A 26,161-nucleotide genomic window follows, 5' to 3' on the forward strand; every position below is an offset into this window, starting at 1 on the left:
AGGGCTACTGCTATTGACATGTTTTATCGTCAAATCATTCTTAATAAGGGTATTCTGTTTTCGCTTGCTATTCCAAAGTCTCTTCCAGTACAAGATTATATGGATGAGAAAACGTTTAATGCTTTGATGGCTAAAGGCTATGATCAGGCGGCTCAAAGTGATAGTTATCCGATGGATGATGTTTTTGAAGAGCTTGAATGCTGATTAGCAGTCGTGGTGTGAACTTGGTTTTAGAAGAATACGCGTAAAAAATTATTACGTTTATTTTTGGGTTGATGAGAGTAGAAAAGAAGTTGAAATACTCGCGGTTATCTACGTGAGAAGAGACCAGACTAAACAACTGGAACAATTGTAATGTAAATGTTGTTATTAAGCTAATCTTAAATCTTTTTGTGATATTTTCTATCGTTAAACAATGCACCCAGTATTCATAGTGTGCACTTGAAAAAAGTGTAGCTATACTCGTAAGTTCTCTCAATCTACGTGGAGAGTGTAGTATTGATGCCAAAGGCTAGTATCGAAACGAGCTGAGTGTACAAGATTGATGTAAGAAAAATGCACACCCTTTGCACCTGGCTTTGTATGTGGATTTTACGAAGAAGGAAAGAGAGTTTATTATGGGTAACGATAGTTCGAAAGAAGAGTTAGCTGCTGAAATAAAAAATGCTAGAAAGATTGTAGGAAAAGGTAATAAATTCAAAAATTTATATTGGTGGGTAATAGATCTAGAAAATGAAGTGGATATTTACAGGATTAAGTATAACAAAATTTTTTTAATGCCATATACTTTTGGACTTACAGAAGATGATTTAAATACAAATACAAGTACGGATATAATAGATTTGAAAAATTATGAAGAAAATGATGAGTTATCTGATGAAGAAGGTAATAATTTATTTTATCGCATAAGTAAACAAAAAAATTATAAAAAAGCTAAAATACATTCTAACAATTATAACGTAGATATAACTACAGGTAATTTTCACCCACATGATGCTTTGAAGGGAGTAATAAAAGGGGAAAAAATTAAACAAATTATGCTAGTAAGAAATACCAATGAAAATGGGTCTCACTACGGAGTTTTATACCCCAAGAATTGCCCTAAAGGCGAAGAAAAAAATTTCATAATTTTAAGAGATGAAGCCAATAAATTCTACTACATTCCTAAAAAATGCATAAAACTAGTAAAAGAAAACGAAGAACCTGAAAAAACACTTAATGATTTTTTAAATGCCATAGGAGCTGAATAAATAATATTACTTAGAACTAAGAAATAGTTATCAGATGTAAATGTGATGTGCACGTGCCCCCCCAAAAAAAAGTTAGACTTTTGTGTTTGAAAAAATAGGGGGGTATTTGATAATTTTACGTAAGAAAATAAATAAAGCTGCTATAGGCTATAAGAAAAAATAATATTTGTATATCCCTATTTTTCATATTCTTGTATAACACGTTTTATAAGAGCGTCTTTACCAGGACCTGGTTCAATCATTGATAAGAAATGACGGGATGAAATTGTGGTCAGCAAATCAATTAGATATCTCACGCTTTCATCATGCCCAAGAATAGTATCTTCTTTACCAATATGTTTAAGAATGTAATGCTTGTAGTATTTAGCCGTACTACTAGGTTTCCAACCATTTTCTTTTAGTTCATTGTATAATTTGTCAAGATCTAAAGTAATGGTGACTTTCGTAGGTAAATTAATATTTTCATTATTATCCATAAATTTGCACCTCCTATTGTTGATAACATACTTCAATGTAGAAATAAAGGCAATAAAATTAAAAAGTGGTAGGTAAAAATCTTTAAAGACCTATTATATGCTGCGCAAAAAGACTGTATAAAGCTTCAGAATTCAGAAGGAACAGTTTCATTGTATCCAACACGTGATGCAACTAGAATCTTAGTGCAAAACAGCTTACAAATCCGAATAATCTTAAAGAACAACGAATTTATTCAAGACTCGTTGAGAGTGTTTGCTTGATGTCGAGAATTAAGAACTAAACAATATATAAAGGGCTTGAGGAAAGGGGTTTCGATAATTGCCACGGTTTATACAGCTAATCGTAATCCATTTTTTAAACCTATTTACGACATTTATTATCAAGGCTGTCCAAGTTTTCATAGTAAGAAGGAGTTCATAGCATTTTAATGCTGTGAACTCCTTCTTATTTCGAGTTACTTATTGCGGAGTATTAAAATCAACAACTAAAATTAGGAAGGAAAAGAAAGCAAATAATAAGGAGAAGGCAATTATTAGCAGTGTGAAAATGACTGCTACTACTTTTAATGAGATAAGTATGACCTTTATATATATTGGCTTGTTAGTTTGAGGCAGTTTCTTTGTTGATGTAGCGGTAACGATTTTAAGAACTAGTGATATGCCTAAAAGAAGATAGCCTATACAGCAAATGGATAACGTTAGCGTATTGGATAGGTTAATTTGCTCTGTAGTTGTAGGCTTATGGACTAAGTATATGGGAAGAAAATGCGTAATGTTACTTTCTTCTAAAATCACTAAAAGTAATGAGAAAACACCTAATGCCCAAAGGATATTTGCTACGGTTTTACATTTTTTCATAAAACTATCTCGTAAACTATTTTTTATTTCGGTAATTGTATCAAATTTTGCGTTTTATATAGTAGATAATCAGAAATGGTATAACGAATGCTATACCAACGTAAGACATGAATATAAAGAAGAATTCTCGCGCAGAAGCATCTGATAAAATCAAAACGGCTGGTGGCAAAAGTATTGCAAAAATAATAGATGGTAGGAACAAAGATTTAGATATTTTTAATGTCGTCTTGTTAATAAAAATGAGATGTAGTGGATATAGATATAGTCCAAGGTCTAAACCTAACCAGATAAAAAACGCTCTATCGTCTATGAACTCAAACGGATGGCCGCTAGGAGATAGGCTGTCGTTTTTAGGTATGCTATCGGCAATCAGTGATAAGACAACTGGAATAATGATAATGCAAGCAATATAAGTGTAAAAATATACTATTTGTTTTTTTGTCATTTTTGTCATGAGAAACTATTCCTTTGCAAAGTTTAATCACTATTCAATTATAACTTTCCGTAGTTGGTTTAGGTATTTTTTGTGGGATGTGAATTAGGCGTATTGGTAAACCTGAAGGAGTGTGAAAATCGCTGCAAAGTATGAAGAAGTGCACAAATTGCTTAGAAAAAGGCTGATCTTAATGCTAGTTTGAGTTTTCTTGCGTGCGTGCCAGGCTGCATCCGTGTTCCAATAGCCAACTGTATTTTATGCAATAATACTAGTTGTAATTTGGGTAATTAGGATTATTTGGGTAATTGTTCGGATTATTCGGGTAGTTTGGATTGTTATTCGGATAATTTGAGTAGTTCTGGTTATTCGGATAGTTATAATTCTGGCTATTTGGATTCACGTAATTTGGATTCACGTAATTTGGGTCTACGTAAGTCGGATTCTGATAGTTCGGATTTGTATAGTTCGGATTCACGTAACCTTGATTTGCGTAGTTTTGATCGTTTGAATAATTGTAGTTATTGTAATTATTGTAGTTCTGATTTGAATATTCGTAGTTTTTGTTGTTGCTGCTGCTTGGAATGTATGAAAGAAAATATGATCTGCTATATAATAAAGTGAAGCTAGATATTAGAATTGGTGGAACATGAATAAGTTAAGTAAAAAAACGAAAATACTGATAGTTTGTATTTCAATAGTTGTGGCTATCGTTTGTTTCATAACCTTATTCTTGCATCATATTGATAATAATGCATTTAATGCTCAAATTGATAGTAAAGAGAAAATAGCTTCATATAGGGCTAACTATAACTACATAGATGTATACAAGCAAAAAGATAAAATAATTATCAACACCTATTCTGATAGTAAGTTTGACGAGCCAAATCGGATTGTTGTTCCATTTAAAGGTAAATTAAGTAAAAGTGATATTTTAGTAAAATGGAAAACCGCAAATGGTGATGTTGTTGAGCAAGATAGCGATAGTATTCTTGCGGCAAGTGTAATCATTGAGAAAAATGGCAAAACTATATGTAATGAAAACATAAATTTTTGTGAAAAAGGCTGGAATGCATTAAACGATGCACTCAGAATACAGCAACATAAATAGTGATATAGTTTTGTAAATGATTTTGTGAAAAAGCTCTTTGAGATTATATCAAAGGGCTTTTTTCATGCCCGAAGGGAAGATGAGTCTTGTTAAGAAAGCATAGAGCATCGCTACTCTCAGATAATAAGTTAATATTGTATGTGACATGGTGTTAAGAGAATGGGTATCATGCCTAAAATCAAGCTATAAAGCTATAAAGCTATTAAGCCATCAAGCCATCAAGCCATTAAGCCATCAAGCCATCAAGCCATTAAGCCATCAAGCCATCAAGCCATTAAGCCAATCTTAAACTTTTTGCGATAGGACAAAAATTAACAATAACGATTGATGCTAATAGCATTCCTGACGGTTATAATCTTTCTTATAATAAGGATCGTGAATATATTTCTCAACCAAGCGGTTATTCTAAATTCACAGTCAAATATCACCTCGACAAAGATAATGACCCTATGGTTGTTAGAATTTCGTTTGGAAAAATGAATGTGAAATTCGACTTACAGGGAGGGAATATAAAAGGTAATACCAATAGTGTTCTAGAACTTGTAAAAAAGAATAACAGTGTTGATTTTCCACAAAATCCAACAAAAGAGAACGTGGAATTTGGTGGTTGGTTTACTGAGCTTCCTAATATTAAATATTATCAGGAGCATAATATGGTAGGCAAACGCTACTATTGGGATAATAATTCGCTATTTTCGGATTGTAACCGTGATTGGCGGGCATACAATGATACTACTTTAGATCCATTGTATGATGGTGTATTTTTACTTCGTGCACAGTGGAATGCTCGTGCGACTTTTGACGCCAATGGAGGAGTGTTTAATAATAAAAATGAGAATACTAAAGACGAAGTAACTATAGCTGGTAAAGAAATTACGCTTTCTCAAGCGCCTACTCGCGATGATTATCAGTTCTTAAACTGGGTGGATGCTGCTGGTAATACATATAATCCTGGTGATACGTATAAGTTGGATGCTAATACTGCGTTTACTGCTCAGTGGAAGCGAATACGCAATACTGTTACATGTAATACTGTTAATTGTAATACTGTTACGCGCAATACTGTTACATTCATGAACGGAGCTGATAAGTATTCGTCTGTTAATGTTGAGAGTGGTAAAGCTATTGATGATGATGAGATTGATGATCAATCAATGCCTAAGAATCCTACTAAAGATGGTTTTACTTTTAAAGAGTGGAATACTCAAGCAGATGGTAAGGGTGATGTGTTTACTGGTACAACGCCTGTTAATAGTGATATGACAGTATATGCCATATTTACAAAGAATCCTTTGCCTACGCCTAAACCGAATACGGATCCTGTGCAGAATACTCCTGTAAAGAAGCATAGTGCAATTCCTAATACGGGCGAATCAACAGCTCTTCCGTTCTTGCTGTTTGTTTTAGGGTTTGCGATTGCAGGTTTAAGTATAATTTACAAAAATAGAATGTTGAAAGAAAGTAATGAGTAAAGACTACTTGTTTTTAAGAAAGTAGAATATTCTTATGAAGATGGCTCTAGCGATATGTTAGAGCCATCTTTTATATGTTGTTATGAGCTGATTTCTCGTGATTTTTGTGCGTGATTTGGGAAATAACCTCGATTTGGCTGTTTGAGTGAATTGGTCGATGCATTTAAGAACACTGTTTTTAAGAACACTGTTTTTATTTAATTTGCATATAAAATCAGTATTTCATGTGTATCAAAACTATTTCTTTAACGAAATGATTTTGATACACTTACATTATGTCTATTTTTGTGAATGATACTCTTCTTACGCGTGAGGAGGTAGCAGCTAAACTAGAAGTTAGCATTCAAAGAGTTAGCGCATTATGTTCTAATCATTTGCTAACGACATACACATTTGGAAGTAAAAGGATCTTAATTTCATCAGATTCTGTAAATCGTTATAAACAACAAAAGCTTAAAAGTGGTAGAGCTTATGCTCCGTCATTAGCTATTGCTGCATTGTTTATGCTTAGTAATTATGAAGTTCCGTGGGTAAATAGGCAACAGAAGTATAGAATACAATCGTATTTGCAATCGGTTAATGCTAAAGAGCTAGTTAATCGTTCTAAAAATCGAGCGAAAATAATGGAATATTGGTGTAGAAAATCGCGTTTAGAAGAACTTTCGCAACACTTAATGCTTTCTGCTGCAACAGGGAAGATGCACTCACAATTCCAGCTTGCTCAAACCGACAAAATAGAAGGATATATAGGCAGTAGTAGTCTGAAAGATTTAATAAATAAGTTTCATCTTAAGAGTAAGGAAGATGGTGCAGAGAGTTCAATTACCAATGTTAAACTTCGAGTTATAGATGATTTTAAAGTTTTCGATCTTATTTGCCAAAATATTTATTTACAAATTACTAAAAACACCCATAAAATGTTTACAAAATCCTTTATGCCAATAGCAGTGTGTGCTGCTGATTTGGCTGAATCTCTTGACGTTCGCGAGCGCCAAGCAGGAATAAGCAAGCTTGAAGAACTGATTACTGAATACAATCATGCGAAATAAATTATAAAAAGCAATTAACATAGATTATATTGATGAAATGATTATGTTATTTGCTAACATTTAAGAAAATAAATATTGGGGAGTTTTGATAATGGGGGATTTTTATGATTGGTATAAGTGTACATACGCCTACTGTTGAAATTACTAGTAGTGCACATCCTTGGAGTATGATATACGCACTATCTAAATCGTGCAATAATTCACTATGGCTTTTAGCTGGCGGACTTATGGTTCAGTTACATGCAATAATGAATGGAATTACATCACGTCCAACTTTGGATGCGGATTTATTGATTGATGTAATTTCTAATAAAGATAGTGTTCGTCAAGTTTATAGAGCTCTAAGCAACCTGGGATTTGTATTACAAACTGGATTAACTGGATATGCAACTAGATTCAAAAATTGCAATAATAATTCTGTTGATGTGCTAGTTGCTGATCATGCTCCAAAAAAGCTATTAGGATTTCTGAATATATTTAACATTCCACTTTTATCAATGCCAGGTGGGGCACAAGCAATAGAGAGAAGTCTTCTAGTAAAACTTATTGATAAAACTGATGATAATGAAGCAATTCTACGAATTCCTGACTTGCTTGGAGCGCTTATATTGAAAAGTGCTGCATATTATGCTGATAATACGGGTAATAAGGAAAAACATTTATATGATGCAGCTCTACTAGCATCTTTAATAGATGATCCAGATTCTGAAGCTAAACGGTTACACAGTAAGAACGATTATAAAAGATTAAGATTTCTAAAATTAAAACTTAATAAAGATTCAATATATTGGGATGCTCTAGATGCCAAGCATAAGCTAAATGGCTTAGACACACTTGAAACTCTCGCAGAATACGCATATAACGTTTAAAGTTGTATGCGTATTTTATACAGACGTTTCATTATATTTAAACATGTCAGAATTGAGTCTTTTGAGCATTGTTATCATATCAGCTCTGAGTTTCTTTCCAATCCACAATCTAATAATATTTATGGAGCAAGCATTAATTCTGTACATTTTCTCATAATCTAAAGGAGTGGGGAATTATGGAGATTAGAGAGTACAAAAATTTTTGTCTTGATGAGATTGTTAATTTTTACAAGAGTGTTGGATGGACTAATTATTTAGAGCGTACTGATGTTCTTGAACGTGCGTATGCAGGTTCACTTTGTGTGCTCGGCGCAACGATTGATGATCAATTGGTGGGAATTATTAGAGCTGTTGGTGATGGACAGACGATCGTTTTTGTGCAAGATATCATCGTATTGCCAAAATATCAGAGAAAAGGTATTGGTACAAAGTTACTAAAGACGCTTATGGAAAAGTACAAAGATGTATATCAGTTGGAACTGCTAACGGATAATACAGAAAAAACGAAAGCGTTCTATCGTTCCGTTGGATTTACTGCTTCAGATGAGATTGAATGTGTAGCTTTTATCAGAATGTAATATGTGCTTATCGGAATGTAGCGTTTACACGAGTGTGACGTTGTGTATTTAGAGTGTAACGTGCCTGAATCATAGTGTGACGTGTGTGAATCATAGTGTGACGTGCGTTTATAAAAGTGTAGCGTAGTTCTTATTGGAATGTAATGTGTGTTTGTACGAGTGTTATACCTAGAGTGCGTTAATGAACAGCGCTACGTCAAGAATAACACTGGTATTTATGATAAAAATTTATTCTATTTTGTCTTGCGACTTCGCATAAAAATAATCTTTGTGAATAGGTTTGACTATACTAATTTGCTTAATAACATGAAATAAAGTTCAATAGCATGAAATAAAGTTCAATAGTGTAAATCAAGGATTAGGGGAGAGTTGGTTGCTGTGAAGTCAATTTTTAGCAAAAATAATATTTTTATTCGTATGAGATCTATTAGTCCTGCATTGCGATGGGCGCTTATTGGCTTCTGTTTTTCTATGCTTGGCAATCAAGCGTATGAGGGTTCGGTTTTGCCTTCTATTATTATTGTGGGCTTGCCTGCTTGGGTGATTGGTTTTCGTAAGACTTTTATGACGGTTGCCGATTTTCTTTCGCCATGCTCTGGTTGGATTGTTGATAAGCTTGGCGGTTTTCGCGCTCTTGCTATGACTGAAGGCGTAGAAGGCGTGCTTAGTTTACTTCCGCTTTTTATGCTTGGCTCTCCTACTGCGTGGAAGTGGTCGCTTGTTGCTCTTTCTTGCGCATTGTTGATTACGGGGCAAGTGATTGATATTGCTAGTGAAGTTTTCGAGGTTGATGCTGCCGGCGGCGATGACAGCATGATTGTCAACTACAGTGGCATTGTGAGCGTTTTGGCGAGTATTACAGGAACATTGCTCGGTTCTCCATTAGGATCTTGGATTGCAAGCTGGCACATTTCTGCGGTTTTGATTTTCTCGTCCGTGACTTCTTTTGCAGCTTGTGCTACGCGATTTATTATGAAACAAGACATCTCGCAAGCATCTTGCGAAGTAGATGAGGTTTCTAACGAAAAAGTGGTAGAGTCGCCAGAATCGCAAGATTCGCAAGAAAATCAAGAAAAGCAGACGGAGTTGGAAAATGTCTCAGATTCCCAATCTGCATCTAAGCAATCTACATCTAACCAATCTACTATTAAGAAATCTGCGAATCCATCGCTCAAGAGTAAAATCATGCTTCTTTTGGGTTCTCTCTTGGTTGCTTTTATTCCTGCATGCTCTGTTTCTTATATTCTTCTCGGTATTGGTAAGCAATATACTTCTAACTCTTTGACGATATTGTATATTTTCACTGGTGTAGGAAGTGTGCTTGCGTCCGTTTTATATGCGCATTCGTCTCAAAAACTCGGCTTAAGAAAAGTTGCGATTTTGGGTATTGCTGTGAGCTTGCTTTCTTATTGCCTTATGTTTATTAATAATTTGCCAATGATGTGCTTTGCATTTTTACTTCAAGCGATTGGCGGAATGCTACTAGTAGAGCCGATTATTGTTGCGCGTCAAATTCTGTTTAAAGGAAGTGCGCTCGCTAAGTTTTCCGGTTGGGCGCGTCTTGCGTTCGCGATTGGTGCTACTAGCGGATCTTGGATTGGATTTGCGTTCTCGTCTACGTTCCAATGGCAGCTTTTGCCTATACTTGCGCTGATTTTCACAGCAGGATTGCTTGCTGTTTTGCCTCAGTTGCCAAACACTAGTTACGCTACAGACTAGGGGTGTGGTGTTGATTTTGACGTAAATTCCAACGTGATTGTAACGTTGATTTCACAATATTTGGGAGTGTTATTGTAAATGAATTTAACAGATGTTCAAATAAAATAGTACGAAAAATATAATAGCAAAGATATTTTAAGGCTGTATGATTCCGTTGGCTGGCTGCGTATACAGATTTGGTCTGCATATAAGATGATTTAGTTGCTTTTAGTGCCATTATATTAGAAAAGAAGTAGCAAAAAGTAGAAGTAGCAAAAAGTAGAAATAGCAACACAGTAGAAGTGCAATTTATACTTTAATCGCGCATTAGGCTTTAGGAAAGTGGTAGGTTGTGTTTGCAGGAATGCTGCGGTTTATCCACGCGTTTGCTGCGATTATACTTCCACTGCCAATTGTAGTTTCTCCACCTAAAATCGTAGCATTTGCATAAATTACTACGTTATTGCCGATATTTGGGTGTCGTTTTCCGCCTTTTATAGGATTTCCATCCTCATCTAGAGCAAAGCTTTTCGCACCAAGTGTTACTCCTTGATAAAGCTTAACATGCTCTCCGATTTTAGTTGTTTCGCCAATTACAATGCCAGTGCCGTGATCAATGCAAAAATATGCACCAATTTTTGCGCCCGGATGAATGTCAATTCCGGTTTTTCTGTGTGCATATTCGCTCATAAGTCTAGGAATTAACGGCACGTTAAGTTCGTAGAGTGCGTGAGCTGTGCGGTGAATAAGCATTGCATAAAAACCAGGATATGCGAGCGTTACTTCTACTTTACTTGTGCAAGCAGGATCTCCTTCGTATATTGCTTGAATATCTGTTAAAAGTAGCTTTTTAATTGTAGGAAGAGTATTTATAAATTGATCGCAAATTTCTCGAATTTTATTTGTGTTGCTTGTGTAGCATTGAAGTTCGTTGAATATAATGCGTTCTATAGTCTCTAACGCGTTTGAAGTAACCGTATTCAAAGTATCGTTATTGTTCAAACTAGCATTAGTGTTCAAACTAGCATTAGTGTTCAAAGTATCGTTGAGTTGCTGAGTTCCGCCTCTTACATTATGCACATGCAACTCAGGCAAAAGTAGAGCCTGAGTCGCATGTATGAGTGCAATAATATTTCGGTAATTAGGTATGAATGTAGCTTGCCTTATGTCTGAATCGTGAATTGAGTTCAGTTGATTTATAAGGTCAAGGCGATCACTCATACATTTCTCCCGTTATTTTGCTATTTTCTTTATTTGCTATTTTCTTTATTCTACAGTTTTGATCATTATCTAATAATGTTATTTATTATTCATTTATTATCCATTTATTATTTAATCAAAACTTGCGTGTTTATAGTAGTGATGCTAAATACAGTTAGTCTTCAAATAATGCAGTAGACAAGTATCTATCTCCTGAATCTGGAAGTATTGCAACGATGGTTTTTCCCGTGTTTTCTTCTCTTTTTGCTTCTTGAATCGCTGTCCAAACTGCAGCTCCGGAAGAAATACCTACTAGAACGCCTTCTTTTTTACTTATAAGCTTACCGCTTTCAATTGCGTCTTCATCGGTTACATGAGCAATACGATCGTAAATATTTTGGTTGAGCACATCTGGCACGAATCCTGCGCCAATTCCTTGAATCTTGTGCGCTCCTGGCTTTCCGCCTTCAAGCACAGGGGAGTTGGCTGGTTCTACTGCGATCACTTCCAGATGCGGATTTTGTTCCTTTAAATATGTTCCTGTACCGGTGATTGTGCCACCTGTTCCAACTCCAGCAATCAGAATATCCACGTTTCCGTCAGTGTCTTGCCAAATTTCTGGACCGGTTGTGTTGTAATGAGCGTGTACATTTGCTTGATTGGTAAACTGTCCTGGAGCCCACGCGTTTGGCGTATTCTCAACGATTTCCTTCGCTTTGGCAATCGCGCCTTTCATTCCATCTTTAGCAGGAGTTAGCACGAGCTCGGCTCCGTATGCTTTCATAAGTTTTCGGCGTTCAATAGACATGCTTTCTGGCATAACAATAATACTTTTGTATCCTTTTGTTTGCGCAATCATTGAAAGACCAATACCAGTGTTTCCAGAAGTTGGCTCAACAATTATAGAGCCCGGTTTAAGCGTACCTTCTTCTTCCGCTTCTTCAATCATCTGCTTTGCAATGCGGTCTTTTACAGAGCCTGCTGGGTTGAAGTATTCGAGTTTTACAAGGATTTTTGCTGATAGATTGTACTCTTTTTCAATGTGTGTAAGCTCCAGAAGTGGAGTGTTTCCTACGAGTTCTTGTACGGACTTGTAGATATTAGACATAATATTTCCCCTTACTTGTTTGTTATTTGTTTTGTTTATGTTTTGTTTTTAATTTTTAAAAAACAATTTTTATCAATAAAGCGACTACTGTTTTATTAGTTGTTTCTAAAGATGCCATTTATTCGTTTAAATTTATTCGCTTTAATATTTAACGCGTATTAAATTGTTATCTTTTTAACGTTTTATATTCGATTTTTGGGAAATAACCCGAAATAACCCGATTTTTGGCATAAAAAAAGAAACAGCGCGCTGTTTCTTGAATCGTAATTTGCTGTGTTTTAACGTAAATGCTTTTAACACAGGCTAGATGTTATGCATACTTAGTGCTTGCAAACATCATTTCGATTAAGAAATGCGCAACAGCATACGTTACAACAACAATTTGTCATCATATTTGTATGATACATGTGCACTCCTTTTACTTCTCGAAATGGTGATAAGTGAAGACTATAGCGAATGTATTTGTGTTTGTCAAATTTGATTTGTGTCTGCTAGTTCTTGATGTGTATTCCTTTTCTGAGCGAGTGTCTGATTCTGTCTGTTTTGGGACACTAGTGCAGTTGGTGCTCGCGCTGATTGCGCGCTCGCTTACGAAACTCGCTTAAGTTGGAAGTCCACTGGACTTCCAACTTAAGCGAGTTTCCGCTCCGAGTTGCCTTCGCGCGCTACGCTATATGCGCTCAGGCAGGTCGTCGCGCTGCGTGAGTGTTTCTGTTTGGCGATAGTAGCCAATTGCCTGCGAATTTGCATTGATTTGCTACTTTGGGATTTGGTTAAATGTGGTTTGGCTATTTGCACTTTACTATTTGCTTGCGTATTTGATACGTTTATGCTGATATAATGTATTAAATCAGCGTAAACGTGTCATTAAGTAGGTGTGTGGCAATCGCAGAATCCTATTAGCGTAAATCGTGATAGTAATAGTGATAGTAATAGTGATAGTGAAATTTAATATAATTCATCCAATCGTGCTAATATAAGTTACAATATATGCACGAAAGGATGGTGAGTGTTATCGCTACATTATTAAATGCCAATGGCAGCAATATGCTTACTCTAAAAGAAGCGAAATCTCGCGGACTGTCAAAATATAAGTTTTATAAATTTGTTAAAGATAATGAACTAGAACAGTTAAGCGGTGGAATATATGCTTCTAAAGACTCGTGGGTAGATGAGTTGCTTCTTATTCATAAGCGTTCACCATCCGCTGTTTTTTCTCACGACGAAGCTTTCTTTTATCATGGATTAGTTGATATGGAGCCAATTACTCACACTATTACTGTTTATAGTGGTTTTAATGCTCACCGACTGAAAGCATCGTGCAATGTGAAAGTTTATAGCGTAAAAAAGGAATTGCTTGAAGTTGGAAAGATTTTAGTCACGGATAATCTCGGTAATAAAGTGCCAATGTATGATCTTGAAAGAAGTGTCTGTGATGCGTTTAGAAGCAGAAATTTAATTGAAATTCAAGAATTTAATACAATCTTGAAATCCTATATTGCTAGACAAGACAAAGATCTTAATTTGTTGATGGAATATGCGAAACTTTTTAGAGTAAACAATGTTGTTCGTAAGTATTTTGAGGTGTTACTATAAATGGGTTTAACGGATGCGCAAATAAGAGGTAGAATCAAAAACCTCGTCGAACACAATAACTCAGATCCTCGTGTGCTAATGAGCGTATATATGATGGAGCGTTTTTTTAGATCGTGTTTCTCGCTCGCACTATAAAGACAATTTTGTTCTAAAAGGTGGAATGCTGATTTCTTATCTTGTTGGCGTAAATCTTCGTACAACAATGGATATTGATACAACTATGCAAAATATTTCTCTTAGTGAAGATGATGTGCGTATTTTTATATCAGATGTAATATCTATTAATATTGATGACGGTGTTAAATTTACGCTGCAAACACTTGATTCTATTATGCAAGAATCTGACTATCCAGGGGTTCGAGCTGGCCTAATTGCAGATTTTGATGGTACAAAAACTCCTGTTAAAATCGATATTTCAACTGGGCATGCTATTACTCCATCTGCTATGGAAGCAGAATTGCCTTTAATGTTTTCAGAATCTATCTCTTTGTTGACTTATCCAATTGCAACGATTTTAGCGGAAAAGTTGCAAACAATTCTTGTGAGGGAAGAATTTAACACTAGAATGCGAGATTTTTATGATTTGCATGCTCTTAGAGTGTCTCAAGGAGATAATGCCTTTAAGAAAGAAGAGATTGCTAAAGCTTTTTACGCTGCTTCTCAAACGAGGGATACCCTTTATTTACTGAGTAACGTGAATGAAATTTTCGATAGGATTAAAGATAGTGAAGTGTTGAGAATAAAGTGGAAGGATTATCAAAGAAAAGCACCTTGGGCTAAAAGTCTTTTGTGGGAAGAAATAATGCAAGATATGAATTTCTTTTTGATGTTCTTTCATAATGAGATTGTAGATTAAGTTTTTTATTATTTGAATAACTTGTCTAAATCATTGGGAGACGTGCGCCAGTAGTCAATCGTTGTAAATTTGCAGCGATTGAATACTTTGGGTTTGGCTTATTTAGCGATTTTTTCAGCATCTTCTTTGTTTTGAAGTTCTAATTGATTATATACCCAATTCGGCATAGCATTATCCTTTCATTAATATTTTGAAATAGTATGCTTTTTGAATTTCAAGCATATAATCTCAAAATATCTCCCGTGGAGGCAAGACGGCGGTGTTCATTTGTATGGGAAAAAATATAGGAGCAAGAACTTTTTACAGTTCAAGCTCCTATATCTTATAGGTTAGTCATCGAATCCACCCTGAACGGTTCCCCTACGGTGTCCCGGAAGGTTAGCTTCTGGGTCGTACGGTGGAACCTGAGCTTCACCGACAACTTCATAGGTGAACGTATGGGTACGCATGTTGATGGTGTAGTAGCCACGAAGCATATGATGGCAATCATTTAGATTGGCGCGAAGCATTTTGATGTCATATGGCTTTACATTGTCTACAAAAAACATTCGAGCTGTATCCTTAGTATATGTTACACTGCGATTACCAGCGTTAATTGTGCCGTATTTGAAAGGATCCATTATAACATCATGTCCACGCCATTCATCTTCAACGCTATAGGCGAATCGATAGCCAATTGGCATTAAACCAGTCTTAAACACATCGTTTGCCGGCTGAGGTGCTGGTGGAACAGGATGTGGAGCAGGGTCAACTGGATGTGCTGGATGATTGTTATGATGATGTGGGTGAGGGGTTACAGGATTAGGTTGCGGCGGTGTTGAAGGGTTCGGCTTAGGGGTTACAGGATTAGGCTTAGGTTGAGGAACAACTGGTTTTGGTTGCGGCTTTGGAGTTGGATTACTTTCATTATGAGTTTGCGCATTACTATGAGGTTGATGCGTGGTTGCGTTTTTGTGTGGATTGCTTGTATTAGTGCTACCAGTATGACCCTGAGGTGTTTTATTTACTGAGAAATTTTCAACAGGTGCTGCTACATGACGAATATCGGCAAACGTCTTAATATTCTTAGCAACAGTTTCGGCAATAGCTTTTCCTGTTTCACCAGACAGAGATGCGTCACCGTTCTTTAGAGCGGTCTTTACAAAGTCTGCGTAACGATTTACACGGGATTCATCAACGATTTTAGCGCCGAGTTTGTCAGCAAAGCTAACTTCGATCTTATTGTCGTTGTTCTTATTGATGTCGATTCCACCATCGAAATAGTTAGAATCAGTTGCAAGAACACTGCCGTCAGACAACATGCAGTCAGACATTTCAACCTTGTAGTGACCAGGCTTCATGCTGATAATATCCGGCTTGTCATTTGCGACAACGGCGTGATAGAAGTCAACGTCCTTATTATTTTCATCATCACCGGTGAAGTGCATAATTACAGGAGAGGAAGCGGAATCGAAGTCATCGTTTGCAGTGATGAGGAATTCGACCTTATATTCGCTTAACTTTTTTACTCTTTGGTCTTCTGTTTTTGTTGCGCTGCTTTTTACACTATTCGATCCGCAAGAGCTTAGCGAGCATGCTAATCCAACTACGCTTAACGAAACAATCACGCCAGATACAATTTTTTTGAATGGTAAAGACATATTAGAGTGAATGTTTTTACCGTTACCTAAATTTTGTAACATGGTATTCCCCTGATTCATATTGTATTTTGTTGATACAAAAAAGCTTTAGCCCCCTGTATCAAAGCCGTGTATAGTATACGCTTGCTTATTGCAGCGCGTCAATATGAACGCCAACTATAAATCTGTAAAAATAAATCTGTAAAAATAAAGGCTAATATTTGCGATTATTCCGCTTAAAATAGTCTTTCACAAATTCTTCAACAGATAAGAATGTATCTTCATAACCCAACTTTTCGCACAGTTTTACAACATCTGGCTTGTAGAGTTGTGCACTAGAAAGTATGTCATCTCGCATAAAAGCTTCGCGCGCGCTTCCGTCAAAAATAATCTGACCATTTGAAAGCACAACAACGCGTTTGAATACTCGAGATACAAAATCCATATCGTGTAGAACTGCTATCACGATTTTCCCTTGGCAAACTAATCTTTTAATAATTGATTCAATGCAACGTTTTCCATTATCATCCTGAGCGATAGTAGGCTCATCTAAAATAACTACCTGCGTATCCATTGCTAAAATTGATGCAATAGAGATCATTTTTCTTTCGCAAAGACTCAAATCGTAAGGATTTATTTCGCTTTTATCTAAAAGTCCTACAAGTTTTAGACTTTCTTTTGCTTGGAGCAATGCCTGATCTTTACTAATTCCAATTTTTAAAAGTCCAAACATTACTTCACGTATAACAGATGATTCAAAAATCTGGTCATCTGGATTTTGGAATACGAAACCAATATTTTTAGCAAGAGAAGGAACGCTACGTTTTGAAATATCTTCACCATTTAATAAGACACTTCCAGATTTTGGCGTAAGAAGTCCTCTAAGTATTTTTAGCAAAGTTGTTTTTCCAGTGCCATTTCGACCTATAATTGCGCAGGCTCCAGGCGTAAAAGATAAATTTAGATTATTGAATATTTGCGTTTTTGGAGCATAAGAATAAGATACGTTTCGTATTTCAATAGTAGGAGTCATTATAAGCGATTCCCTTCGTGCGAGCTTAAAATGTGTGACGTTTGCTCAAGAGTTATCGGGTATAAACCATTATTGTCTTTTTTGACAAGTTTTTTGCAAATTTGAGTATAAATAGGAGGATTTACTCCATGTTCTTCTAAATCTTCGCGAGAAAATATTTTCTGCGGAGTGTCAAAATCAATGAGTTTTCCTTCGCTTAAAAGCATTACGCGATCGCTGTATTGCGCGATTTTTCCCATTTTATGCTCAACCATAATAATAGTTTGACCGTGATTTTTTAAGGATTCTACTACTTTAAAAACTTCTTCAGAACCTTTAGGGTCAAGCTGTGAAGTAGGCTCGTCTAAAATTATTATTTCTGGTTGCATAACTAAAATGCCTGCAATAGACATTCGTTGCATTTGACCGCCAGATAAATCGTATGGAGAGCAATCTCTAAGATGTGAAATGTTAAGCATCTCCATAATTTTCTCTACGCGATTTTGCATCTCGTTTTGCTCAATTCCAATGTTTTCAAGTCCGAAAGCGATTTCCTCGTACACAGTAAGTTTTGATCCTGTAATTTGATTAAAAGGATTTTGGAAAACTAGCCCAACTTTTTTGCAAAGATTGTCTATTGGAGTAGTTTTCACATTAAGACCGTCTACTTCAACCTTGCCACCGTATGCACCATGATAAAGATTAGGAACAAGACCTAAAATAGCTTGCGATAACGTTGATTTTCCAGCCCCATTAGCGCCTATTATTCCAATAAATTCGCCTTTATTGATATCGCAAGAAATGTCATCTAGTGCAAGAGTTTTACTATAAGGATAGCGATATTTTAAGTGCTCTATATGAATAGCTGCCATGCTATATATCCTAAATTATGAAGTAGTGCATAAAGAGTAGCTGCGATTATCGCAATGCAACAAACGCATAAAAATAGCGTATTGTATTTATTTGGCTTAAATGGTTTTATGAATGTTCTTTGTCTGTTGCATGAAAATCCGCGAACTTCTAAAGCTATAGTTCTTTCTTTAGAGCTCATAAACGAAGACATTATTATTGGTGATATTAAAGGCAAGAAAGCTTTGAAGCGCGTTATAAGAGAACCTTTTGTTTGCAATCCTCTACTTCTTTGCGCGTCAACTATAGTCGAAGTTTGTTGTGTTATTTGAGGAATAATTTGAAATAGTGAAACGAAAACATAACCAATTTTAGGTGGAAAACCTGCTTGTATCATTTCTTGCATCATGTCTGAAGGTTTAGTCGTTAGTGTTAGAACGCAAAACGCGAATGAAATATTTAATATATTGAGCACAATTTTCATTGCGAATTCGAAACCTTCTTTGCGAGCAATCAAAGGTCCTAGTTTGAATAAAATCGTATAGTTTCCTGATCTGAAGAAAGTTTGAACTATAAAAATAGTTATAATAATAAATCCAGTAACTTGTATTACGATTTTTATTTTTGCTAGAACCTTTGATGTTGCAAGTAATATTAAGCTCAAAATAATGAAGAAAATGAAAGAAGTATATCCTCCAATCAAACTTGGCGTACTTATTGCGCATATTATGTATGCAAGTTTGGTTTTTGCATATAGTCCATTTAGAAATGAATGCTTATCTTCAAATAGGCTGATGCTTTTCATTTTATCTCGTCTTATTGAGCTTATATTAAAGCTTGAGGTTTATGTGCTTTATGCTTAAACATTTATTTATAAACACTTAAATATTTATTGATAAACGTTTAAGCATAATTCGTTTATTTTTTATTTAATATTTCTTGTTTTTATTCATCAAGATTTTCATCATTAGATTGATAAATAGATATTAAACTTTTAGGTAGAACTTTATAAATTCCGGCTGCTACGAACAAAACAACAATCTTGTCTGGTATATCTATAACAAGCTCATCTACGAATGATGCAAAGAATCCTTTTGAACCCATTGCTGCAAAAATAGCGTCACCCCAAACATTTCCGGTAGTTCCGCCCCAATAAATCATGTTTAGAGGCGTAGAAATGATTACGGATATAGCTGCAACAATAAGACTTGTTATAAGAATGCGGTGCCATTTGTTCATATATTGCAATCTTGCAGCAATTCCAACGCTTACTCCAATTGCAGCAGCAGTGATTCCATAAACTGTAGAAATTGGATCAGCTGTTAAACCGTAAATAATGTGAGTTAAAAGTCCAGTGATTCCGCCTACGATTGGTCCTGCTAAGCATGCTGAAATGCAAGTGCCTAATGATCCAAGCCAAAGAGGTAGTTTTAACATGCTAGCGAATAGTTTTGCAACATAGTTTATTCCAATAGCTGCAGGAATTAGCACGAGTGAAGCAGTAGTTAATTTTATGCTCCAAATATTTTTTGAAGGATTAAACATTTAGAGTCTCCTATCAAAATATGAATAAATTCAAGTTCATTATACGCTTTGCTAAATGTTATTAAAGTACTTGAAAAATAATGTGTTATAAATTGTAGTCTTGTTTATTTTTTGTTATTTAAACTGATTCTTTATTATTTGTTTTGTATTAAATTTTTGCGGAAAATAATCACAGCTATATCACTTCTCTAGCAAAATCAAAGTGGTTCTTATTCAACTATTTCAAATTCAACTATCAAAAATTCTAGTATTCCAAATAATGATTATTTATGATAAAAAAATATAAGAGCCTTTTATATTTTATAAAAATTTTGTTATAAAAATGTTGCAATTATAAAAGGGAGATGACGATGAATGTAAAGCATAGTAGCGTATTTACAAATCCAGAAGTTTTAAACAAACTAGCGCAAATAGAACAATCTACCCAGATGCAAGGGAAATTAAATGAGTTAAAAGAAGGTGTAAAAAGTAATTCTTTTGAGCCTGCTCGCTTAATTCCGTTTATACCGTTAATAATTGTTTTAATTGTAGTATATAAGTATTTCCCCAATATTGATTACTCTCGTTATAAATATTACCTACTCATAATGGTTGCTTTTGTATTTTGTTTAGTAGGTAAGTTTTTCGAGAAGAAAAAGGTTGATGTAGATTCTTTATATTCAAATAATGTTTTAACGCCGATTTTGAATGCGATTCTGCCTGGAACAGTATTAAACAATTCTGAAGGAATTGATGACGATATTTTTGCTAATCTTCTACCAATATCTAGTATCTATTATTCAAGTCGCCACATAATTTTTGGCGATGAATTCAAAACTGAATTTTCAAACATGCAAGCAATGCACACTTCTATAAGTGAAAGTGGAAAAACTATTAAGAAAACGGATTTTATTGGGCAAGTTTTATTGATAAATTCAAAAACCAATATAAATGGTCATATTAGAATCGTTCCTGTTACTGGGAAGAACTTTATGGGGCAAAAACTAAATGGATACTATGGTAGAAAAATGAAAGAGGAGAGCGAAGTTCAAACAGAATCCATTGAATTTAACAACTCGTATTCAATCTTTTCTACAGACGATTTTTATACAAAACTGGTATTAGATCCAAGTTTTATAGAAGTATTGAATAATTTGCAAAAAAGAATGAGAGTTTGCATATATTTAGATAGTGAGCATATTATTGCAGCTTTTGACTCTGGTCGGTATCTATTAGGCACTCCTGGAAAATCTGGAGTAGAAAACCTATCTTTAATAAGAGAATATGCAAGATTTAGAGATGTTTTGGCTGAATATTACGAAATAATCAGACTGATTAACGAGAAATTGCAAAACTAAAGAAAACTAAAACTAAAGAAAACTAAAACTATAAAAACTAATAATAGAGAAACTAAGATTATAAAAAATTAAGATTATAAAAAACTAAGACAAGAGAAAGACTAAAACTAAAGGAGATATTATGGATATAAACACTTTTCTAATTGGTGTTGCAGTAGTGATTGTAGCGCTTATTGCTTGGTTTATTGGCACGTTAAATAGGCTAAGAAAATACAGGGTGATTATAGAAGAGTCGCAGAAAAATGTTGATATTGCGCTCGCTAAAAGATACGATACGATTTGCCAAATGCTCAAAGTTGCGCAGTCATTTGCAAAATACGAAAAAACAACCTTAGTAGATTTGGTTAGTTTAAGAGGGGGCTTAAGCTCTGTGGATTCTGGTTCTGTAATAAAAAATCAGAATCATGCAATAGGGAAGATTTATGCATTGGCGGAAGCTTACCCGGAATTAAAATCTTCTGAGCAGTTTTTGAATTTGCAAGAGGAAATAAACGATGAAAACGAGCAGCTTGCTGCAGCAAAAAGAATCGTAAATAGTAATATCAGCGTTCTTAATCAAAATATTGTTACTTTCCCAGTATCTCTTATTGCAGGCTTAAGCGGAATAAAGCAGATGGATTTTCTTGACGAAGATGATCTAAGCAACAAGAAGAATATAGATAGCATATTGTGTTAGATAGAATATTGTGCTAGATAATTCGTTTAATAGCTTGATTAACAATATGCAGTAGTCATTAAGTGCAAAATTGCAGCGATTGGCTACTTTGGATATTGAGAGTTTAAATTATCCAGATTATAATAGTAGCCATTAAGTGCAGATTTGCAGCGATTGGCTACTTGGGATTGACTAGTTATGCTTGCTTCTTGCATTGCTTGCGGAAAGATTTGCATAACAATAAGAGCTTTGTATAGCGGTATCGCGGTATGTTCGCATAATACGCTTATTGAAAGGATACTAGATATGCCTGTTAAAGAAATAAAGAGAGACTATTATATTCAAAAGCTCGCGTCTGCAAAAAATAATGGTCTTATCAAGGTAATATCTGGCATGCGCAGATGTGGAAAAACGTATATTTTGATGAAACTATTTTATGATTATTTGATTGCGGATGGCATAGAAGATAATCATATTATCCGCATAGCACTAGATGATAGAAGGAATAAAGACTTGCGTAACCCTGATAATATTCTTGCGCATGTTGATGAGCTTCTGAAAGACGATAAGACATACTATCTGTTTATTGATGAAGTTCAAATGATGGACGATTTTGTAGATGTGCTTAATAGTTTTTTGCATATTAGTAATCTAGATGTTTACGTTAGCGGTAGTAATTCTAAATTCCTTTCATCGGATATTGTTACAGAGTTTAGAGGAAGAAGTGATCAGATTAGAATTTACCCTCTTTCGTTTTCTGAATTCATGTCTGTTAGTGAAAAGGATGAACGAGATGCTTGGGAAGAATATTGGAGATTTGGCGGCCTTCCTCAAGCTGTTTTAATGGAAAACGATGAGCAGAAACGTGAGTTTCTTCAATCAGTTTTTGAAAATACGTATAAAAGAGATATTCTTGACCGTCATGCAATACGAAAAAGAAGTGAACTTGATGATGTTACTAGGGTAGTTGCTTCTTCTATTGGTGCTTTAACTAGTACTAGAAAAATTGTGCAAACGTTTAAATCAGTTTCACAGGTCTCAACTACAAGAACGACTGTTGAAAGATATATTTCTTATTTAGAAGATTCGTTCCTTTTAGAGAGCGCTATTCGATATGACATTAAAGGCAGGAAGTATATAGGTAGTCCTGTGAAGTATTATTTTACGGATCTTGGCGTAAGGAATGCGCTTCTTGATTTTAGGCAGATGGAAGAAACTCACATAATGGAAAATATTATTTACAATGAGCTAAAACGTCTCGGTTACAAGGTGGATGTTGGTAGTGTGCAGGTTAGTGAAGTGAATAAAAATGGCAAATCAGTTCGCAAACAAACAGAAGTTGATTTTGTTGTAAATAAGGCAGATCAAAGATTTTATATTCAATCTGCACTTGCTCTACCTACTAGAGAGAAGACGTTGCAAGAAGAAAAGTCTTTGATGAATATTAGTGATGCGTTCCGTAAGATTATTCTTGTTGCCGGTAGCGTGAAGCCTTGGCACACTGAGGAAGGTGTTCTTGTATTGGGATTACTGAATTTTCTTCTTAATCCTGAAACTATTTACTTGTAGGGCTTTATGATTTTTAACAGCTGAGCTGTCGCTAATAGCCATTAAGTGCAAAATTGCATCGATTGGCTACTTTGTGATTTTGTGCGATAATGCGCATACTGGTATATAGGATTGAATGGCTTGTAGAATTAGTTGATTGTATGACGGAGTTGATTGTATGACGGAGTTGATTGTATGACGGAGTTGATTGTATGACAGAATATGATTTACCGATTTTAGAGTATGATTCCGATAAAAGTGCAGTTTTAATGCCAAAACACGATAATATTTCTGTTCAGCTTCCATCTAAAGCGGTTTTTGCTTTCTTAGGCGATGAAATTGATCAGTATGCTTTAAGTAGGAAAGCCACGATTGTAGCAAATTTTGAATCTGCGACTAAAAAATATCCGATATATGTTTTGGAAGAAAAAGTAAAGAAAAGAGTAGGGGATAAAGCAGATGAGAATGCGGATGGGAAAGCAAATGAAAAAGTAAGGCAGAACGTAAGTGAGAAAACAAACAGTGAAGTAGAAGAAGAGCCGCAAAAAATCTGCTTAGTACAGGCTCCAGTTGGCGCTCCTGCCGCTGTTCAGATATTGGATTGGTTGATTTCTTACGGCGTTAGGGAAGTTGTTAGTGCTGGTTCTTGCGGATCGCTAGTTGATTATGCGGAAAACGTTTTTCTGGTTCCGTATAAAGCTTTAAGGGATGAGGGGACTTCTTATCATTATTTGCCTCCAAGTCGTTATGTTGACGTTTCAGAGCGTTCGAGGCATGCTATTTTGCAAACTTTGCAGGCGCATAATTTGCCTTATCATGAAGTTAAGACGTGGACTACGGATGGGTTTTTCCGTGAAACTAAGACGAAAGTTGCTAACCGTAAGCAGGAGGGATGCGCGGTTGTGGAGATGGAGTGTTCCGCTTTAGCGGCGTGTGCGCAAATGCGCGAGATTGTTTGGGGTGAGATTCTTTATACTGCAGATACTTTGCACGATGTTGAAAATTATGATGAGCGAAATTGGGGTGGAGATTCTAAAGCGTATGCTCTTGAGCTTTGTATTGAAGCAGTGTTGCGAATTTGACACGTTTATGCTGATATTGCATATGAAATCAGCGTTTTAATTTGATTTTTTTTTTAACTCTATGCTTATTATTTCTGTCAAGAATTACGTATAAATGCGTTTAAGTATTTATAGGTGTAATTAAGCATGATAAGTATGATAATGTTACTTTCAATGTTCTGTAGCGAGTGAATAAGCAAATAGCTTATGAAAATGCTAGTTACGAAAATGCTATTAGAGAAGAGATAGTAGAAATACTAGAACTATTAAAGATAGTAAAAACATAAGAGATATATAAGGGAAGTGAGAGGTAGTGAGAATGAGCAAAACTGACAACGCGGCAAATCATAATTCACTTGCAAATCAAAATATTGCAGCTAATCAGCAATCGCCCGAGAATCAGCAATCGCCCAAACTACATCCTGATGTAAAAAATTACGTAAAACTATTTTTCAAAGAAAACAAGTTTGTAGCTTTTCTTTCTATGATAGTTTTTATTGCCTTGTCTATGATTTACACTGCTATTTCTTGGATTTTGCAAATTATTTTCGACTATATGGCTGGCAAAGGAAATTTCTCTTTAACTGCTATTTTGCTGCTTGTTGTTTTCTTTATGCTTGCAATCTCTCTGATTTTCGCATTGAAGCGCAGTGCGTACCCTCGTTTTCTTGAAAAAGCAATGAACCAGTATAAAGAGTCTGTTATTAAGAAGCTTTTAAAAAAGAGTTATAGTGATTTTTCGCTTGCTAATTCCGGAACGTATCTTTCTGTACTCACTAATGATTGCGAGCGTATTCAAGAAAAGTATTTGAAGAAGATTTTTGATTTTGTTCAAGACGTTCTTATGCTTGTGAGCTCTCTAGCTCTTATGATTTACTACAGTCCGCTGCTCACTGTTATTGCTCTTGTTATCTCTGTGCTTCCTATGGCGTGCTCGATTCTTACGGCTAACGGAATTGCTATTCGTGAGGAGCAGGTTTCTAAGTCGAATGAGTCTTACACAGCTTTGACGAAGGATGTTTTGAACGGCGTTTCGGTTATTAAGAGTTTTAAGGCGGAGCAGGAGGTTATTGATCGCTACAAAAATCAGTCGATGGAGCTTGAGCATACGAAGAATCTTCGCGAGAAAACGATGACTACCGTTTCTGCTCTTGGCACAATTTCAAGTCTTGGAACTCAGCTTGGCGTGATGCTTGTTGGCGCTTGGATGGTTAACGCTCACGTTGGTGTTATTACTGCTGGCATGGTTTTAGCTTTCACTAATTTGATGAATGGAGTGCTTCAGCCAATTGCAAGTCTTCCGCAAATGCTTGGCGAGATGAAGGGCGCTAAGAAGCTTATTAGTAAGATGGCTGATTATATGAGTAACGCTAAGGAAGATTTTGGCGAGAAAATTGGCGATTCTATTAAAAGCGTTGTTTTGCGCGATGTTTCGTACGCTTATGACGCGGATCATAAAGTTTTGAAAAACGTGAGTCTAACTTTGCAAGCTGGAAAATCTTACGCGATAGTAGGACCAAGTGGCGCTGGTAAGAGTAGTTTGATTAATCTGCTTATGGGATACTACAAGGATTATGAAGGTAGCGTGCAGCTGAATAATCACGAGCTTAGCAATGTGAGCAAGAGTTCACTTTACGATAAGACGACTCTTATGCAGCAGTCTGTGTTTATGTTTGATGCTTCGATTTTAGATAATATTACGCTTTTTAAGCCATTCCAGGATGCACAAGTGGATCGCGTGATTCACTTGGCTGGTTTGGATGATTTGATTGCAGCTAAAGGCAAGGATTATCAGTGCGGCGAGAATGGTTGTCATCTTTCTGGCGGAGAAAAGCAGCGTATTGCTATTGCTCGAAGCTTGCTTAAAAAGTCCGAGATTCTGTTGGTTGATGAGGCAACGAGCGCGTTAGATAACGAGACGAGCGTGAACGTAACGCAGTCTATTTTGGATTTGCAAGGAATTCTTCGACTTGTTGTAACT

At 35.6% G+C, this 26,161-nt stretch carries 24 protein-coding genes and 1 pseudogene; 17 read left to right on the forward strand and 8 right to left on the reverse strand.

Annotated features, from left to right (window positions below; genetic code table 11):
• Positions 1-204 (forward strand): type II toxin-antitoxin system antitoxin, RelB/DinJ family (locus tag Q0X59_RS05205; protein ID WP_297643679.1); only part of this gene is annotated, 204 nt, incomplete at its 5' end.
• A gap of 413 nt (positions 205-617) precedes the next feature.
• Positions 618-1,250: a hypothetical protein gene (locus Q0X59_RS05210; protein WP_075523544.1), complete on the forward strand. Its 633-nt coding sequence runs from the start codon at positions 618-620 to the stop codon at positions 1,248-1,250.
• Positions 1,251-1,426: 176 nt separating this feature from the next.
• Here the strand turns inward: Q0X59_RS05210 and Q0X59_RS05215 are convergent, their stop codons facing one another.
• Complete coding sequence (locus Q0X59_RS05215) at positions 1,427-1,726, reverse strand: hypothetical protein (protein ID WP_075523545.1); 300 nt, start codon at positions 1,724-1,726, stop codon at positions 1,427-1,429.
• A 965-nt stretch (positions 1,727-2,691) separates the two neighbouring features.
• Between Q0X59_RS05215 and Q0X59_RS05220 the strand changes: the two genes are divergently transcribed.
• The 8 genes and pseudogenes from Q0X59_RS05220 to Q0X59_RS05255 all read left to right on the forward strand — a co-directional run.
• Positions 2,692-2,997, forward strand: a complete 306-nt coding sequence (locus tag Q0X59_RS05220; protein WP_103043173.1) for a hypothetical protein — start codon at positions 2,692-2,694, stop codon at positions 2,995-2,997.
• 669 nt (positions 2,998-3,666) lie between these two features.
• Positions 3,667-4,128, forward strand: coding sequence for a hypothetical protein (locus Q0X59_RS05225; RefSeq protein WP_103043172.1), 462 nt, complete (start codon positions 3,667-3,669; stop codon positions 4,126-4,128).
• Positions 4,129-4,577: 449 nt separating this feature from the next.
• Entirely contained in the window at positions 4,578-5,600 is a 1,023-nt protein-coding gene (locus Q0X59_RS05230; RefSeq protein WP_297643683.1) for an InlB B-repeat-containing protein, read from the forward strand.
• 275 nt (positions 5,601-5,875) lie between these two features.
• Positions 5,876-6,649, forward strand: a complete 774-nt coding sequence (locus Q0X59_RS05235) for a DNA-binding protein (RefSeq protein ID WP_297643685.1) — start codon at positions 5,876-5,878, stop codon at positions 6,647-6,649.
• A gap of 104 nt (positions 6,650-6,753) precedes the next feature.
• Entirely contained in the window at positions 6,754-7,518 is a 765-nt protein-coding gene (locus Q0X59_RS05240) for a hypothetical protein (RefSeq protein WP_297643687.1), read from the forward strand.
• A 176-nt stretch (positions 7,519-7,694) separates the two neighbouring features.
• Complete coding sequence (locus Q0X59_RS05245; protein WP_075523759.1) at positions 7,695-8,096, forward strand: GNAT family N-acetyltransferase; 402 nt, start codon at positions 7,695-7,697, stop codon at positions 8,094-8,096.
• A 378-nt stretch (positions 8,097-8,474) separates the two neighbouring features.
• On the forward strand, positions 8,475-9,815 hold the full coding sequence (locus tag Q0X59_RS05250; RefSeq protein ID WP_297643689.1) for an MFS transporter: 1,341 nt from the start codon (positions 8,475-8,477) through the stop codon (positions 9,813-9,815).
• Between the two features lie 78 nt (positions 9,816-9,893).
• A pseudogene (locus Q0X59_RS05255) lies at positions 9,894-10,003 on the forward strand (N-acetyltransferase); the annotation flags it as partial.
• Positions 10,004-10,121: 118 nt separating this feature from the next.
• On the opposite strand, the gene epsC reads toward Q0X59_RS05255, so the two are convergent.
• Positions 10,122-11,015, reverse strand: coding sequence for a serine O-acetyltransferase EpsC (epsC, locus tag Q0X59_RS05260; RefSeq protein WP_297643691.1), 894 nt, complete (start codon positions 11,013-11,015; stop codon positions 10,122-10,124).
• 154 nt (positions 11,016-11,169) lie between these two features.
• Positions 11,170-12,102: a cysteine synthase A gene (gene cysK, locus Q0X59_RS05265; RefSeq protein WP_103043167.1), complete on the reverse strand. Its 933-nt coding sequence runs from the start codon at positions 12,100-12,102 to the stop codon at positions 11,170-11,172.
• A 990-nt stretch (positions 12,103-13,092) separates the two neighbouring features.
• Here cysK and Q0X59_RS05270 point away from each other — a divergent pair.
• Positions 13,093-13,698 carry a type IV toxin-antitoxin system AbiEi family antitoxin domain-containing protein gene (locus Q0X59_RS05270; RefSeq protein ID WP_297643694.1) on the forward strand — a complete coding sequence of 202 codons (606 nt, stop codon included), beginning with the start codon at positions 13,093-13,095 and terminating at the stop codon, positions 13,696-13,698.
• Between the two features lie 160 nt (positions 13,699-13,858).
• Positions 13,859-14,554 carry a nucleotidyl transferase AbiEii/AbiGii toxin family protein gene (locus tag Q0X59_RS05275; protein ID WP_297643696.1) on the forward strand — a complete coding sequence of 232 codons (696 nt, stop codon included), beginning with the start codon at positions 13,859-13,861 and terminating at the stop codon, positions 14,552-14,554.
• A gap of 329 nt (positions 14,555-14,883) precedes the next feature.
• On the opposite strand, the gene Q0X59_RS05280 is transcribed toward Q0X59_RS05275, so the two are convergent.
• The 5 genes from Q0X59_RS05280 to Q0X59_RS05300 form a co-directional block, all read right to left on the reverse strand.
• Positions 14,884-16,236: a hypothetical protein gene (locus Q0X59_RS05280; protein ID WP_297643698.1), complete on the reverse strand. Its 1,353-nt coding sequence runs from the start codon at positions 16,234-16,236 to the stop codon at positions 14,884-14,886.
• Between the two features lie 151 nt (positions 16,237-16,387).
• Positions 16,388-17,206 carry an ABC transporter ATP-binding protein gene (locus tag Q0X59_RS05285; RefSeq protein WP_297643699.1) on the reverse strand — a complete coding sequence of 273 codons (819 nt, stop codon included), beginning with the start codon at positions 17,204-17,206 and terminating at the stop codon, positions 16,388-16,390.
• Positions 17,206-18,057 carry an ATP-binding cassette domain-containing protein gene (locus Q0X59_RS05290; RefSeq protein ID WP_297643700.1) on the reverse strand — a complete coding sequence of 284 codons (852 nt, stop codon included), beginning with the start codon at positions 18,055-18,057 and terminating at the stop codon, positions 17,206-17,208. Before Q0X59_RS05290 ends, Q0X59_RS05285 begins: the two co-directional genes overlap by 1 nt.
• Positions 18,039-18,839: an energy-coupling factor transporter transmembrane component T gene (locus Q0X59_RS05295; protein WP_297643701.1), complete on the reverse strand. Its 801-nt coding sequence runs from the start codon at positions 18,837-18,839 to the stop codon at positions 18,039-18,041. The genes Q0X59_RS05290 and Q0X59_RS05295 overlap by 19 nt, the downstream gene beginning before the upstream one ends.
• Positions 18,840-18,979: 140 nt before the next feature.
• Complete coding sequence (locus tag Q0X59_RS05300; protein WP_075523768.1) at positions 18,980-19,579, reverse strand: ECF transporter S component; 600 nt, start codon at positions 19,577-19,579, stop codon at positions 18,980-18,982.
• Between the two features lie 350 nt (positions 19,580-19,929).
• Here Q0X59_RS05300 and Q0X59_RS05305 point away from each other — a divergent pair, with 350 nt between their 5' ends.
• From Q0X59_RS05305 to Q0X59_RS05325, 5 genes are all read left to right on the forward strand, one after another.
• Complete coding sequence (locus tag Q0X59_RS05305) at positions 19,930-20,916, forward strand: DUF3137 domain-containing protein (RefSeq protein ID WP_297643702.1); 987 nt, start codon at positions 19,930-19,932, stop codon at positions 20,914-20,916.
• Positions 20,917-21,037: 121 nt separating this feature from the next.
• Positions 21,038-21,592 carry a LemA family protein gene (locus tag Q0X59_RS05310; protein ID WP_297643703.1) on the forward strand — a complete coding sequence of 185 codons (555 nt, stop codon included), beginning with the start codon at positions 21,038-21,040 and terminating at the stop codon, positions 21,590-21,592.
• 285 nt (positions 21,593-21,877) lie between these two features.
• Positions 21,878-23,140, forward strand: a complete 1,263-nt coding sequence (locus tag Q0X59_RS05315; RefSeq protein WP_366517019.1) for an ATP-binding protein — start codon at positions 21,878-21,880, stop codon at positions 23,138-23,140.
• A 191-nt stretch (positions 23,141-23,331) separates the two neighbouring features.
• Positions 23,332-24,201 carry a nucleoside phosphorylase gene (locus Q0X59_RS05320; protein WP_297643706.1) on the forward strand — a complete coding sequence of 290 codons (870 nt, stop codon included), beginning with the start codon at positions 23,332-23,334 and terminating at the stop codon, positions 24,199-24,201.
• Positions 24,202-24,499: 298 nt separating this feature from the next.
• Positions 24,500-26,161: ABC transporter ATP-binding protein (locus Q0X59_RS05325; RefSeq protein WP_297643707.1), on the forward strand; the 1,662-nt coding region annotated here is incomplete at its 3' end.

The sequence above is a fragment of the uncultured Gardnerella sp. genome (assembly GCF_947280595.1).
GTDB lineage: Bacteria > Actinomycetota > Actinomycetes > Actinomycetales > Bifidobacteriaceae > Bifidobacterium > Bifidobacterium vaginale_A.

What these genes read in the sequence shown, in the direction of transcription:
- Q0X59_RS05270 (WP_297643694.1), top strand. Translation starts at nt 13,093, where the DNA reads ATGCACGAAAGGATGGTGAGTGTTATCGCTACATTATTAAATGCCAAT.
- Q0X59_RS05300 (WP_075523768.1), bottom strand. Translation starts at nt 19,579, where the DNA reads ATGTTTAATCCTTCAAAAAATATTTGGAGCATAAAATTAACTACTGCT.
- Q0X59_RS05310 (WP_297643703.1), top strand. Translation starts at nt 21,038, where the DNA reads ATGGATATAAACACTTTTCTAATTGGTGTTGCAGTAGTGATTGTAGCG.
- epsC (WP_297643691.1), bottom strand. Translation starts at nt 11,015, where the DNA reads ATGAGTGATCGCCTTGACCTTATAAATCAACTGAACTCAATTCACGAT.
- Q0X59_RS05275 (WP_297643696.1), top strand. Translation starts at nt 13,859, where the DNA reads ATGCTGATTTCTTATCTTGTTGGCGTAAATCTTCGTACAACAATGGAT.
- Q0X59_RS05315 (WP_366517019.1), top strand. Translation starts at nt 21,878, where the DNA reads ATGCCTGTTAAAGAAATAAAGAGAGACTATTATATTCAAAAGCTCGCG.
- Q0X59_RS05305 (WP_297643702.1), top strand. Translation starts at nt 19,930, where the DNA reads ATGAATGTAAAGCATAGTAGCGTATTTACAAATCCAGAAGTTTTAAAC.
- Q0X59_RS05290 (WP_297643700.1), bottom strand. Translation starts at nt 18,057, where the DNA reads ATGGCAGCTATTCATATAGAGCACTTAAAATATCGCTATCCTTATAGT.
- Q0X59_RS05225 (WP_103043172.1), top strand. Translation starts at nt 3,667, where the DNA reads ATGAATAAGTTAAGTAAAAAAACGAAAATACTGATAGTTTGTATTTCA.
- cysK (WP_103043167.1), bottom strand. Translation starts at nt 12,102, where the DNA reads ATGTCTAATATCTACAAGTCCGTACAAGAACTCGTAGGAAACACTCCA.
- Q0X59_RS05235 (WP_297643685.1), top strand. Translation starts at nt 5,876, where the DNA reads ATGTCTATTTTTGTGAATGATACTCTTCTTACGCGTGAGGAGGTAGCA.
- Q0X59_RS05245 (WP_075523759.1), top strand. Translation starts at nt 7,695, where the DNA reads ATGGAGATTAGAGAGTACAAAAATTTTTGTCTTGATGAGATTGTTAAT.
- Q0X59_RS05320 (WP_297643706.1), top strand. Translation starts at nt 23,332, where the DNA reads ATGACAGAATATGATTTACCGATTTTAGAGTATGATTCCGATAAAAGT.
- Q0X59_RS05280 (WP_297643698.1), bottom strand. Translation starts at nt 16,236, where the DNA reads ATGTTACAAAATTTAGGTAACGGTAAAAACATTCACTCTAATATGTCT.
- Q0X59_RS05220 (WP_103043173.1), top strand. Translation starts at nt 2,692, where the DNA reads ATGAATATAAAGAAGAATTCTCGCGCAGAAGCATCTGATAAAATCAAA.
- Q0X59_RS05240 (WP_297643687.1), top strand. Translation starts at nt 6,754, where the DNA reads ATGATTGGTATAAGTGTACATACGCCTACTGTTGAAATTACTAGTAGT.
- Q0X59_RS05285 (WP_297643699.1), bottom strand. Translation starts at nt 17,206, where the DNA reads ATGACTCCTACTATTGAAATACGAAACGTATCTTATTCTTATGCTCCA.
- Q0X59_RS05230 (WP_297643683.1), top strand. Translation starts at nt 4,578, where the DNA reads ATGGTTGTTAGAATTTCGTTTGGAAAAATGAATGTGAAATTCGACTTA.
- Q0X59_RS05215 (WP_075523545.1), bottom strand. Translation starts at nt 1,726, where the DNA reads ATGGATAATAATGAAAATATTAATTTACCTACGAAAGTCACCATTACT.
- Q0X59_RS05295 (WP_297643701.1), bottom strand. Translation starts at nt 18,839, where the DNA reads ATGAAAAGCATCAGCCTATTTGAAGATAAGCATTCATTTCTAAATGGA.
- Q0X59_RS05210 (WP_075523544.1), top strand. Translation starts at nt 618, where the DNA reads ATGGGTAACGATAGTTCGAAAGAAGAGTTAGCTGCTGAAATAAAAAAT.